Annotated in this window: 12 protein-coding genes; 2 read left to right on the top strand and 10 right to left on the bottom strand. The window is 57.4% G+C overall.

The features are described 5' to 3' along the window. The first annotated feature begins 64 nt into the window (after positions 1-64). Positions 65-961: a LysR family transcriptional regulator gene (locus tag RAC65_RS21740; RefSeq protein ID WP_205954466.1), complete on the top strand. Its 897-nt coding sequence runs from the start codon at positions 65-67 to the stop codon at positions 959-961. 68 nt (positions 962-1,029) lie between these two features. Here RAC65_RS21740 and RAC65_RS21735 read toward each other — a convergent pair whose 3' ends face one another. From RAC65_RS21735 to RAC65_RS21690, 10 genes are all read right to left on the bottom strand, one after another. Further along, on the bottom strand, positions 1,030-1,938 hold the full coding sequence (locus RAC65_RS21735) for a LysR family transcriptional regulator (RefSeq protein ID WP_032413424.1): 909 nt from the start codon (positions 1,936-1,938) through the stop codon (positions 1,030-1,032). 571 nt (positions 1,939-2,509) lie between these two features. After that, on the bottom strand, positions 2,510-3,331 hold the full coding sequence (locus RAC65_RS21730; RefSeq protein WP_015065586.1) for a M55 family metallopeptidase: 822 nt from the start codon (positions 3,329-3,331) through the stop codon (positions 2,510-2,512). Next, complete coding sequence (locus RAC65_RS21725; RefSeq protein WP_375097281.1) at positions 3,328-4,371, bottom strand: P1 family peptidase; 1,044 nt, start codon at positions 4,369-4,371, stop codon at positions 3,328-3,330. The genes RAC65_RS21730 and RAC65_RS21725 overlap by 4 nt, the downstream gene beginning before the upstream one ends. Before the next feature lie 2 nt (positions 4,372-4,373). Continuing rightward, positions 4,374-5,258, bottom strand: a complete 885-nt coding sequence (locus RAC65_RS21720) for an ABC transporter permease subunit (RefSeq protein WP_033737479.1) — start codon at positions 5,256-5,258, stop codon at positions 4,374-4,376. Then, on the bottom strand, positions 5,255-6,187 hold the full coding sequence (locus tag RAC65_RS21715; RefSeq protein WP_015065583.1) for an ABC transporter permease subunit: 933 nt from the start codon (positions 6,185-6,187) through the stop codon (positions 5,255-5,257). Before RAC65_RS21715 ends, RAC65_RS21720 begins: the two co-directional genes overlap by 4 nt. Before the next feature lie 81 nt (positions 6,188-6,268). Beyond that, on the bottom strand, positions 6,269-7,810 hold the full coding sequence (locus RAC65_RS21710; protein ID WP_375097280.1) for a glutathione ABC transporter substrate-binding protein: 1,542 nt from the start codon (positions 7,808-7,810) through the stop codon (positions 6,269-6,271). 22 nt (positions 7,811-7,832) lie between these two features. After that, complete coding sequence (locus RAC65_RS21705; protein WP_375097279.1) at positions 7,833-9,698, bottom strand: dipeptide ABC transporter ATP-binding protein; 1,866 nt, start codon at positions 9,696-9,698, stop codon at positions 7,833-7,835. 15 nt (positions 9,699-9,713) lie between these two features. Further along, positions 9,714-10,679 (bottom strand): N-acetyl-D-Glu racemase DgcA, encoded by a 966-nt coding sequence (dgcA, locus tag RAC65_RS21700; protein WP_375097278.1) that lies wholly within the window; start codon positions 10,677-10,679, stop codon positions 9,714-9,716. Between the two features lies 1 nt (position 10,680). After that, positions 10,681-11,688: an N-acetyltransferase DgcN gene (gene dgcN / locus RAC65_RS21695; RefSeq protein ID WP_375097277.1), complete on the bottom strand. Its 1,008-nt coding sequence runs from the start codon at positions 11,686-11,688 to the stop codon at positions 10,681-10,683. A 391-nt stretch (positions 11,689-12,079) separates the two neighbouring features. Then, on the bottom strand, positions 12,080-12,469 hold the full coding sequence (locus RAC65_RS21690) for a tautomerase family protein (RefSeq protein ID WP_375094094.1): 390 nt from the start codon (positions 12,467-12,469) through the stop codon (positions 12,080-12,082). A gap of 119 nt (positions 12,470-12,588) precedes the next feature. On the opposite strand from RAC65_RS21690, the gene RAC65_RS21685 reads away from it, so the two are divergent. Further along, a partial coding sequence (locus RAC65_RS21685) for a LysR substrate-binding domain-containing protein (RefSeq protein ID WP_375097276.1) occupies positions 12,589-13,322 on the top strand: 734 nt, incomplete at its 3' end.

The raw sequence follows: 13,322 nt of genomic DNA, 5'->3' as shown, positions 1-13,322 counted from the left end.
TAAAACCCCTGACTGATGGCATAATCTCCCCAAACTGGCATGAGATGGTGGGAAATTTTAAACAATGAAGCGCCCGTCCTGGAACGAATTACTGGCCGTAAAAACGGTGGCTGACCAGCGCAGCTTTCGCCGTGCGGCGGATGTGCTCGGCCTTAAACGTTCAACGCTCAGCCACACCATAAAAGGGCTGGAGACGGCACTTGGCGTGCGGCTTTTCCATCGGACGACGCGAAGTGTGGCGTTAACCGAAACCGGTGAAATGCTGATTGCGCGTATGACGCCGCTGCTGACTCAAATGGACGAGTTGCTGAATGACGTCACTGCCAGCCACCATCAACCCTATGGAACACTGCGCATCAATGCCAGTGATGCCGCGATTGGCCTTCTGCTGGAGACAGTATTGCCAACGTTCCTTCAAACCTTTCCCGGCATTGAAACGGATTTAGTCGCACAGGGTCAGCTGGTCGATATTGTTGAACAGGGATTCGATGCAGGTATAAGGCTGTTTGAAGACGTGCCGAAAGATATGGTGGCTGTTTTCCTGAGCGGTCCGCTGCGTTTTGTGACGGTGGCATCGCCTGATTATCTGGCATCACGGCCCGCCATTCAGCATCCACAGGATCTTATGCAGCACATTTGCTTACGGCAGCGACTGCCAAGCGGCAAACGTTATCACTGGGAATATCAGCAAGGTAAGCAGCAATATGCACTGGATGTTCCCGGTAGCCTGACGCTTAACAGCGCTGCGTTAATGACAGATGCTGCCATCGCCGGATTAGGCATGGCTTATGTACCGGAGCGCTATGCACAGCACGGGCTGGATACACAGCGCCTGGTAACCGTGCTGGACGACTGGACAATCACCTCGCAAGGTATCGCACTCTATTTTCCACAAAACCGGCACATGCCCGTCGCGTTACGACTGTTTGTCGACACCGTGAAAGCCACAACGCGCATCTGAAAAGCCCGACCAGGGCCGTTCAGGCGCGGCGAAAGGCCTGAACGCACCTCGTACCACCGTTTATTTGCTCAGTCACAAATAAACTGCGCTTCGCACTGGCGGGCGATTTCCCACAGCCTGTTGCGAATGACCTGCTTAAGTTGCAGCGTGGACTGGGACTGGGGTTGATCACGACGGCTGATCAGCATCACTTCAAACGGCAACGGCTGTGCGACGGGGAGTAATTTTAGCTGTTCGGCATAGCGGCAAGCCGTGAACAGATCCACCACGCCCACACCGCCGCCTGCCAGTACCATATCCGCAATCACCGAGTAGGTTTTAATCGATAACGACACTGCCGGATTCAGCTTTTTATCGCGTAGCGCGCGGTGCAGGACGCGCCCAAGCGGATCCTGGGTCTGCATCATCAGCAGGTTATTCGCGCATAACCATGCCAGCGTAACGGGCTCATGTTGGGGATGATTTGGCGGCAGTAGCGCCACCATTGACGACTGAAACAGCGGTTCCGCCAGCAGCGCTGCATCCACCTGCTGACCAAAGACCAGGGCGAAATCAAGCTGATTCTCCAGGATCATTTGGCATAAGGTACTAAAGTGTTCCGTGACCAGTTCAACGCTGACCGAGGGCACCTGTTGTCGCCAGGTGACCAATGCCGGTGCCAACACCATTTGACCGAAAGCGTGAGCCGCACCAACACGGACGATCTGCCCTTCGCCGCGTCGCAGTTGTTCAGTGAGCTGGGTGATGGATTGTAAGCGTTGGTAGAGATCTTCCACCTCTGGCAGCAGCCGTCGCCCTTCTGCCGTGACGCTCATGCCCTGGATACGCCGCTCAAACAGCGCAAAGCCCAGTTGCTGTTCTGCATGATTCAGCACGCGGCTGATATTGGGCTGCGATACGTTGAGCAGGCGCGCGGCTGCGCTGATGCTGCCGGTCTGTACGATGGCCTGAAAGACTTCTATGTGACGGAGCCGCATCATTATTTACCCTGTGTGGATTCAGCTACCCGCAGGCCGCTGTGATGCACCCTTTTCAGCGCTTCACTTACAGCACCGCCAACGCCTGAATCAAAATGGAAAACCTGAACCATCTGTCATCTCACCCGCGGTACGGGCAAAGAAACGGCCAGCGCCTGAATCTGTCCTGCCTCTGTCGTTATTCCTTACTGCCGATACGATCCGGGCGGGTAAAGACAGGACAACCCCTGCTGCAAAAATTGTACCGTAAAACAGAGGGAGGCGAAGGGACCCGCTACCGCCTTGCGCTGAAATAAGGCGGCGCCGGGCTTATGCAAGGGGAAACAGGTGCAAATCGCGCCGGTATCGGTCCATTTCCCCTCACTGGCTGAATCATTGAAAAGGGTAAAGCCAGGCGTTCGCCCTGCCATGGTGCAGCGGGGAGACGGCCGGGTTATCTCATGTGGATCGACGGTGCCTGGTGGCGGATTGTCGGTCAGTGCGCACGATCGCGCCCGGCGGCGATGTTTCTGAAAAAAGGAAGCTGCAGGGGCGAAGGTTACCCGCCCCTGACCTCATGGCTGTCCCTGTGCTACGACTGGGTACTCGCCAGGTAAGAAAATGCACTGAGCAAGCTGATCAACGTCTCCATCCGCTCTGCCTGATATCCCACGGTAACCGCATCGATGCGCGTGACGCCGGGGATCAGGCTGAACAGATCGGCCAACACGGGTTTACTGGCCTGAAGCTGCATATGATAAGGCGCGGTCAACCGGGTCGTGCGCGTATCGCGCTGATGCTCAAGCGCGGCGCGTGCAGCACTGCCTATGGCACGTTGTGCCGCTTTGGGACTAATGGATTCTGCGCAGGTATGGGAAATGGCGCGTTTGACACAAACGTAGTCAACCGTTGGGTAATACTCTGCTATCCAGCTCTGCAGCTGATCGTCGCCCGTGACCAGCCACAGTGGCGTGCCCTGCTCAGCGGCGGCAGCGGCGTAAATATCGGTTTCGCCCATCACCAGGCCATTGATATGGATACGCCAGAATGCACGGCCATTAATGGTGTGCGCCAGTACGCCGGGTTCGCCTGCTGCGCTGTGATAGCCCACCAGAAATAATCCGTCGAACGTCTGCTGTTCTATGCCTTCAACCATCGACAAGCCGCGCGGTTTGCCCTGCACCAGCCGGGCGCGGGGATCAAGATTTTCCGCCCGCAGGTTGGTCATTTGCGCATGGCTGTCTGCGACGACCACCTCCGTTGCGCCTCCCGCGAACGCCCCCTCAATCGCGGCATTCACTTCCTGTTCCATCAGACCGCGGGCCAACTGATATTCCGGGTTGCCGGGTGTGCATTGCTCCGGGCGCATAACGCCCGCGATACCTTCAATATCGGCAGAAATAAAAATTTTCATGTGGTTAACCTGTCCAGAATCTGAGTCAGTGAGGGGCGATGGTGACCACGAAAGCCGGTAACAGGCTCTGCGCTCAACAAGGCATCGAGTACAGCCTGTTCGGTGGCATCTGCCGCGGCGGCAAGCAGCGGCTCCAGCATGGCGTCCTGCGGCGGTTGCGGCAGCGGTTGCGTTGAAAACGCTACCGCGATATCGCCCGAGCCGTGGCCCCAGTAGCTGCCCAGCCGCCCGAGGCCGGCACCGGCACGCTTCGCGATACGCTTCAACTGACGCGCATCCAGCGGCGCATCCGTCGCCATCACGATGATGACAGAACCGGCATCACGTTGCGGTGCCTCTCCTGCCAGCAGCGGTGCAATCACTTCACCGAGTCGCACACCGTCAAGCGTGAGCGCGCTGAGCGCGCCAAAATTCGCCAGCACCAGCACTCCCAGCGTGGCATTGAGCGACGGAATAACACGCGAGGCCGTGCCGATCCCGCCCTTCAGATTAAAACAGCTCATCCCGCGTCCTGCGCCAACGCTGCCGCGGGAAAAGTGCGCTGCGGCTGTATGCAATGCTTCCTGCGCCATCGCCTCACTGATGGCCAGCGCCTGAATATCATTGAGCCAGCCGTCGTTGCACTCCAGGGCCAGCGGGTTCACCGTCGGCAGCGTCCGCCCGAGTTCCGGGTTACGACGGATGGCATCCCGTACCAGCGCGGTAAACAGCGTGCCCACCGCCAGCGTGTTACTGAGCAGAATCGGCGTGTGTAACACACCCAGCTCCTCGACCTGTGTCAGTCCGACCGGTTTCGCAAAGCCATTCAGAACTTCAGCTCCGCACGGCAGCGGCGTGAGAAACAGGTTATCACCCGGCGGAACAATAGCGGTGACGCCAGTCTGCCGCTCTCCCTCAGCCAGCGTGACGTGGCCGACGCGCACACCAGCCACATCGCTGATGCGATTAGTGGGGCCGCATGCGCTACGCGGCTGCCCCAACTGACGCTCGTTACGCCAGCGATCCAGCAGCAGTTCGCACTGCCATTGTTGAAAGTCCATCGTCAGCCCTTGAGTTTCGGGTCGAGCGTGTCACGCAGCGCGTCGCCGAGCAGGTTAAACGCCAGCACCGTGATAAAAATCGCCAGCCCCGGAAACACGCTCATGTGCCACGCGCCCGCCATCATCATGCTCCGGCTCATGGCCAGAATATTGCCCCATTCAGGCACATCCGGCTCCGGTCCGAGGCCAATAAAGCTTAAGCCTGCCGCTGTGAGGATACTGGTGCCAATGCGCATCGTAAAATAAACAATGACGCTGGAAAGCGTGCCCGGCAGTATATGGCGCAGGATAATGATTCGGTCGGGTGCACCGGCACAGCGCACGGCTTCCACATAGGCAGCCTGTCTCAATGACAGCGTGGAGGCGCGCACAATCCGGGCAAAGACGGGCACGCTGAACACCGCGACGGCGATGATGACATTGTTCAGGCCCGTTCCCAGAAGCGCCACCACCGCAATGGCCAGCAGCATGCCGGGAAACGCGAATAACACATCGGCACCGCGCATGATCAGCATATCGACCCAGCCACCGTAATAGCCCGCCAGCAATCCCAGCACGACGCCGACAATCATGCCCAGCGTCACGGACAGCACGCCGACATATAGCGAAATACGCGCCCCATAGATAATACGACTGAGCAGGTCGCGCCCCAGTTCGTCGGTGCCCATCCAGTGTGCTGCCGAAGGGGGCGAGGATAACGCCATCCAGTCGGGCGCCATCGGATCCCAGGGAGCCAGCCAGGGCGCAAAGATCGCCACCAGAATCAGCAGCAGGACAAATCCGCCTGAAACCAGCGCCAGAGGATTGCGCACAAAAGCATGCAGGAAATCGCGCCACGGCGAGCGAATAACCTGAGGCGGGTTATCAGTCAGCGATTGATGACTCATCTCGGCTCCTGTCGCAGACGAATTGCCGGATTGACGACCGCGTAAAGCAGATCCACCAGCAGATTAATGACGATAAATTCAAATACAAACAGCATCACCAGCGCCTGAATGACCGGCTGATCCTGCGCTTTGATAGACTCAATTAACAGCCAGCCTAACCCTGGCCAGTTGAAGACGCTTTCCACGACAATCGAACCGCCCAGCAGAAAACCAAACTGCAACCCCAGCATGGTGATCACCGGGATGAGCGCGTTACGCATCACGTGTTTCCACGTCACCAGACGGTTACGCAGCCCTTTCGCTTTCGCGGTGCGCACGTAATCTTCCTGTGCCACTTCAAGGAAGGCCGAGCGGGTAAAGCGTGCCATGACCGCCGCAACGGACGATCCCAGCGTGATGGCGGGCAGGACAATATCGCTGGCCTTGTTAAAGCCGCTGACCGAGAACAGGCCAAAAGGCATCGCAACGAACTGGATTAGCAGCAGCCCCAGCCAGAACGCCGGCATCGAGATCCCCCCCACCGCCACGCTCATTAGCGTCCAGTCTTGCCATTTCCCTCGTTTCAGGGCCGCGAGTACGCCAAGCATCAGGCCGAGAAGCACAGACCAGGCGAAACCGGCTAAGGCGAGCCACAGTGTGGGCAGGAAGCCCTGCTTAATCACCTGCAGCACCGGTTGCTGGGTGCGGTACGTGGTGCCAAGATCGCCATGTAACAGGCTGTCTATCCAGTTAACATACTGCTGCGGCAACGAGTCGTTGAGCCCGAGGTGCTGACGTGCCGCTTCGACCGCTTCAATCGGTGCATCCGGTCCGGCATAAATGCGCGCCGGGTCGCCCGGCAGCAGCTTGATGAAACCGAAAACCAGCAGCGAGACCACCAGCAAAACCGGTATCATCTCCAGCAATCGGCGAATGATGTATGCAAACATGCCATTCCCTGAAATAAAGGTGAGACGGGGAGCCTCACGTGCCGCCGCAACCGGCAAAGGCACGTGAGGGACATCCGCGACTTATTTAAACGACGCCTGAGTAAACAACAGATTGCCATCAGGCAGCATCGAAACGCCGCTCAGGGTGCTGCGTTTGCCTACCAGATTGTCTGGCGTGCCAAGGAACGCCACGGGGGCCTCTTTCCACAACAGCTTTTGCGCTTGTGCATAGGCGATACCACGTTTTGCCGGATCGGCCGTCGCCAGCCCGGCAGCAATCGCCTTGTCGACGTCAGGATTGCTGAAATAGGAGACATTGTACGAGGTAGGTACCCATGATTCGGTGGCGAACAGCGGACGCAGAGCCCAGTCGGCATCGCCTGTAGACGTCGACCAGCCGCCATAATAGAGGTCAAATTCGGCTTTTTTCGGGTCCTGAACGCCCCACAGCTTCGCGTTGCGCGTTCCGGAATCCATCGGTGTCACCGTGGCGCGAATACCCACCGTGGCCAGTTGCGCCTTCAGCACCTGGGCGGCGCGCACGCTGGCGGTCGCATTGGTGACCCAGAGCTTGAGATCCAGCCCATTCGGGTAGCCCGCCGCTTTCAGCAACGCTTTGGCCTTATCCGGCGCATAGTGGTAATCGGGATCGCTCTGCTTCTCATAGAACTGCACCCCTTCCGGCATCGCGGAGGTGGCCGGTTTACCCAAACCGGCAAAGGCCACCTTCAACCACAGATTACGGTCAATCGCATAGTTGATTGCCTGGCGCACGCGGACATCGGCCAGAGGTTTATGCTGCGTATTGATCGCCATGTAATAGAGATAGATGCTCGGATCGCGCTGAATCGCGAGGTTGCTGTCCTGCTTCACCGCCGCGATCAGATCCGAAGGCAAAGGCCAAATGGCATCCACCTGACCCGATTTCAACGCGGCAACCCGTGTCGCATCTTCCGGGCTGGGTGAGAAAATCACCTGATCGACTTTGGGCCAGCCCTGCCGCCAGTAACCGTCATATTTCGCCAGCGTGACCGCTTTGCCCGGAGTCCAGTTTACGAATTTAAATGGCCCGGTCCCCACCGGATGCAGCCGCAACTGGGCCTCGTCCGGATACTGTTTCAGAACCGACGGGCTCCACATCACCGCCGAAGGGTGCGCCAGCGTATTAATAAAAGCACCAAATGACTGATTGAGTGAGATTTTCACCTGATCGGGTGCCAGCACCTTCACCTTATCGATCATTTTGTACAGGCTGTTGCGCTTCAGCCCTTTTTTCTGGTCTGCCAGACGATCAAGGTTCGCTTTGACCGCTTCCGCATCAAAAGGCGTACCATCCTGGAAGGTAACGCCTTTACGCAGCGTCAGCGTAAATTCCGTCGCACTGTCGTTGGAGGTGTAACCGGTCGCCAGCCAGGGCTCCAGCTTCATCTGGGGATCAAACTGAAACAGGCGCTCAAAGATACCGCTCTGCACCGAGTAGCTGACATTATCCGAGGTATCGTGCGGATCGAGCCCCGTAATATCGGCATACATTGAAATGCGCAGATCCTGTGCCTGCGCAGTCATGACCAGTGTCGTCGTTAAGGCGAGGGCGAGTGAAGTACGGCGGAACAGCGTTTTCATAAAATCTCCTGGTCGTTAAGGATTATCGCAATGCAATGCCGTCAGCGACCCAGTGTTGCGGTGCAACCTGCCGATAACGGGGTTTCGTGACCGTTTCGCCCACCTTTCGCAACGGCGAAGGGATTTCGCTGTCATCAAAACGGCGAGGCTGACGGTTCTCGGGATCTGCCACCGGCACGGAGGCCAGCAGACGTTGGGTATAAGGATGTTGCGGTTGATTAAAGACCGACTGGCGCGGTCCGAGCTCGACAATCTGGCCGAGGTACATCACCGCCACGCGGTTGGCAATGCGCTCGACGACCGCCATATCATGAGAGATGAATATCCAGGCTACGCCCGTTTGCTGCTGGAGATCCATCATCAGATTCACCACCTGCGCCTGAATTGAAACGTCAAGGGCCGATACGGCTTCATCAGCAATAATCACTTTCGGTTTCAGGGCCATCGCGCGGGCAATGGCAATACGCTGGCGCTGACCGCCCGAAAATTCGTGCGGATAACGACGCGCGTGCTCCGGCAACAGCCCAACGCTTGTCAGCAGCGCATCGATGTGTGGAGAAGCCTGTTCCAGTGAGTCCACCATGCCATGCAACAGCAACGGCTCGGCAATGGTAAACCCCACCGTCAGACGTGGATTCAGTGACGCATAGGGGTCCTGAAACACCATCTGAATTTCACGGCGCAGCGGCTGGAATGCCGTCTCTTTCAGATGAGAGATTTCCTTTCCTTCAAAGTGGATGCTTTCCGCCTCACTGGCGATCAGGCGCATCAGCGCACGCCCGGTGGTCGATTTACCGCAGCCGCTTTCACCCACGATGGCCAGGGTTTCACCCGGCCACAGACTGAAATCAATCTGCTCAACCGCATGCACATGATGCGTATGGGTCGAGAAGATGCCGCTGCGGATGGGGTAATACACTTTTAGCCCACGTACATCGAGTAGCGGTTCGCTGTCGTAGCGCGCCGTCAGCTGTTCGTGTTGCGCCGCCTGTTGTGCACCCAACAGGGGAAAGCGTTGCGGCCACGCGTATTCGCGCATATCGCCCAGTTTTGGCACGGCTGCCAGCAACGCTTTGGTATACGCATGCTGCGGGGCGGCAAAAATCTCTGACACGGTGCCCTGCTCGACCACTTCGCCACGCAGCATGACCACAATACGATCCGCAATTTCCGCCACAACGCCCATATCATGGGTGATAAACAACACCGCCATGTTTTTCTCGCGTTGCAGCTCACGCAGGATATGTAAAATGCGCGCCTGTACGGTGACGTCCAGCGCCGTCGTGGGTTCGTCGGCAATCAGGAGTTGCGGATCACAGGCCAGCGCCTGAGCAATCATCACGCGCTGGCGCATCCCGCCGGACAGCGCGTGCGGATAGCTTTTCATGACGCGATCGACATCGGCAATACGTACCTGTCGCAGCAGTTCACGTACGCGCGCATGAGCCTGTTTCTTGTCGCACTGATGATGGTCGCGTAACGCTTCGGTGAGTTGATCATCGATACGCAGCACCGGATTCAGTGAGGTCATCGGCTCCTGAAAGATCATCGCCATTTCACGGCCACGCAACGTACGGCGCTGACTGTCATCCAGCGTTTCTAACGCATGAACTTCTCCGCGGCGATCGCGAAACTGCATGCTGCCGCGATCAATACGGCCGCTGCTCGCCAGCAAGCCCATCACGGCCAGCGACGTGACTGATTTACCTGAGCCGCTCTCGCCCACCACGGCGACAATTTCGCCTGGATAAATGGCGAAACTGATGCCTTTCAGCGCCTGATTCTCACCACTGCGTCCACGAAATGAGACGCTAAGGTCCTGAACAGCAAGCACCGGTGATGCACCGTCAGCACGTGTGGCAGAAGAAGTGAGTCGTGTGTCCGTCATCAATGCCTCGTCGCGTTACAGCCAGATACGGCCATCGGAGTAATTCAAAAAAGGAGAGCTGTCGGCCGCCAGCCAGATCGGGCCATCTAAATCGACGTGCTCTGCGTGCACCGCCACGGGCAATGCCGCTTCCATCGCCAGGGATGTACCCAGCATGCAGCCGACCATGATGCGCATGTTCTGCTTGTGCGCTTCATCGACCATCGCCAGCGCTTCCGTCAGACCTCCGCACTTATCCAGCTTGATGTTGATCATCTCGTAGCGATGACGCAGGCTGGCAATGTCCTCTCGCGTGTGGCAACTCTCGTCCGCACAGACGGGAACAGGATGACGGAAGCGTTGCAGGTCATGATCCTGACCAGCGGGAAGCGGTTGCTCGACCATCGCAATGTTAAAGGCCTGAAGCGCCACCAGCAGGCTTTCCAGATCCATTCCCGACCAGGCTTCATTGGCATCGATAATGAGCGTCGCACGCTGGGCCGCGGCACGAATCGCCGCCACTTTTTCCAGAACCGCATCGCGGTCGAGCTTGATTTTGAGCAGGATGGCACCCCGCGAGACGGCATCCGCCGCCGCCAGCGCCATGTTTTCCAGCGTATCGAGGCTGAGGGTTTCCGCCGTGACGACCGAGCGTGGCGGCGGGCATGCACTTTGTTGCCAGAGCGTTTGACTGGCCCGTGCGGCGTCAAGTCGCCACAGTGCGCAGTCCAGCACATTGCGCGCGGAACCGGCGGGCAAACGGTGTTGCAGATCATCGCGGCTCAGGCCTGCTTCCACGTCAGCACGTACCGCCTCAAGCTGGGCCTGAACGCTGTCTGGCGTTTCATCGTAGCGCGCCGTTGGTGTACATTCGCCCTGCCCAATAAAGCCGTTTTGCTCAAGCGTGACACGGATAACCGTCACGGCGGTACGCACACCGCGCGAGATAGCAAACGGTCGCGCCAGCGGCAGTTCCACCACGTTGATCTGCACCTGTCTCATCTCAGCCCCGCTCCTGAAGCAGCGCGGCGATGTCATCGATACCAAAACGCACCGGATCGGTTGCCGGTAAACCGAATTCGGCACGGATTTCAGCACAATAGGCGCGCGCGTCTTCTTCCGTGTAGTTTGAGGTGTTAATCGCAAAGCCAGCCAGTTGAACGGACTCACTGGTCACCTGGGCGGCGCGCAGATTGGCTTCCACGCAGTCTTTCAGGCTGACCATCGGTTGATGCGGCAAATGGCGCATATGCGGACGGCCCATTTCATGGCACATCACCAGCCAGTGCGGTTGCGCACCGTGCATAAGCCCCATACTGACGCCCGCGTAAGAGGGATGGAACAACGATCCCTGCCCTTCCACGATATCCCAGTGATCATCATCGTTGGCAGGAGACAGGGCTTCTGCCGCACCGGCAATAAAGTCCGCGATTACCGCATCCACAGCAATGCCTTCCCCTGCAACCAGAATCCCGGTCTGTCCCGTGGCACGAAAATCCGCTTTCATTCCGCGCGCATGCATTGCCGCTTCCAGCGCCAGTGAGGTGTACATCTTGCCCACTGAGCAGTCGGTCCCCACCGTGAGTATCCGCTTGCCTGAACGCTTCTTACCGCTGCCAACACTCAGCTTCGGACGCATATGACGTAAATCGAAAAGCGCAACACCAAACGTCTCTGCCAGCGTGACCAGCTCGGGCTCATCCACCAGACGATGATGTAATCCGCTGGCCACGTTCATGCCGGCTTTGATGGCACTTTTCACCGTATCCAGCCAGTGTTCGGGCAGATATCCCCCTGCGTTGGCGGTGCCCAGCACCAGCGTTTTCGCGCCGCGCGCTTTGGCGCTGGCGATATCAAGTTCATCCAGCCCCAGGCTGACCGTACAGCCCGGCAGTTTAATTTCGCCAACGCACTGTTCCGGTCGCCAGATATGAATACCGCGCGCCGTTTTTGCCGCGAGGGGATCGGTAACATCGCCAAGAAAAAGTAAATAGGGTTGTGGGATTAGCATGAGAGTTCTCGTTTCAGACAAAGGTAAGGTTCTGAAACCACTATTTCATGCGTGTTGAAAAGTGACGAATGCTTGTTTGGTTGCGGGGTATAACGGCAGGCTATAGTCAGATAAAAAAGTAATGGCAACCGCGTTATTTCAACGAATCAGGATGAAATCGGCCCCGGTGCCGGGGCGAGTCATAGGAAAAGGCTAATATCCGCCGGAGAGTTAATGGTGAGATATCGTTTAATGTCAGTCAACGGGAAGCAAGGCCGTTTACTTCGACGCTGTCTTTCATAATGCCCCGGCGTGGTATCGGGTACCACGGATAACACGCTTTGGGGCGTGGTGAGGATGTTATCTTTCCTCTCAAAACGCTGTGACTGACAACCGAGAGGAAACAAGGTAATTACAGCTTTCCGGTCAGATACTGTGCTTCACCATCCGCAAAGCTCCAGTCACCCGGCGCATTGGTAATAAAGCTGATCATCAGATCTTTCCCTTCCACCCCACAGTGTTCTGCCAGCTCCCGTGCCAGTTCCGCCATGAAACGCGTTTTTTGCTCTTCACTTCTCGGGCTGGTAAACACCCGGACCATCACCAGACGGTCGCTGCGTTCAAACCCCAGCCCGGTATCCTGGAACACCATCTGGTAATTTTTATTTTCGTGAACAATCTGATAACGGTCACGTGCGGGAACGTTAAACGCGGTGAGCACAGCCCGATGTGCAGCGTCCAGCATTGTTCTGATTTCCGTAGCAGAACGTCCCTCAATGATGTCGAATGTCAGCAATGGCATAAATAAACCCTCGGTTGGTCTAAATCGTAAGTGTATGATGTCGCGCTATGTTGCCGACGGGTGTTGAAAAGAAAAAGAGACAGGGCTGAAATGATTATTCACTATTTTGAACAATCCCGATGAAAGCATTCCGCACGGATGAACTGTGGGTGCATTTGTACTGGCTGACGGTACTCGCTGAATCGGGAAGTTTTACCCGCGCGGCTGATCGGCTGGAGGTCAGCAAGGCAGCCATGAGTCAGAAAATCAAAGAGCTGGAGAATATGGCCGGCACAGCACTGGTGCAGCGTACTACCCGCAGCGTCCGTCTGACCTCGGCGGGCGAAAAACTGGTGGATAACTTGCGCGATCCTTTTGCGCAGATTGAGCAATCCTTTTTACGCATTCGTGATGAAACCGGCCCGGTGAGAGGCCTGGTGCGTGTCAGTGCGCCGGTAGCCTTTGCGCGCCAGCAGCTCGTCCCGGTTATTGGCGATTTTGTCCGGGAGTACCCGCAGGTCACTATTCAGCTGGATGTCAACGACCGTCTGGTATCACTGACTCGTGAAGGTTTTGATTTGGCCATCCGTCACAGCCAGACACTTCCGGAGACCCACATTGCGCTGAAGTTGTGTGACACGCATGCGGTTCTGGTTGCCTCCCCCGCTTACCTGGCGCAATACGGCACCCCGCAAAAGCCCGACGACCTGGAGCGGCATAACTGTCTGTACTATCTGCGCGGACAGGAACCGCCGCGATGGCATTTCCATAAAGTGACGGGCGGAGAGGAAACCGTAATGGTGAAGGGACAGGGAAACTTTGCCACTAACAACAGCGAATCCGTCCGCGATGCGGCATTACAGGGACTCGGTAT

This window comes from Pantoea sp. BS_8 (genome assembly GCF_041954965.1).
Classification (GTDB): domain Bacteria; phylum Pseudomonadota; class Gammaproteobacteria; order Enterobacterales; family Enterobacteriaceae; genus Pantoea; species Pantoea stewartii.
Note: the sequence above shows the minus strand (reverse complement) of the source record. Positions and strands in the feature narration are given on the sequence as shown.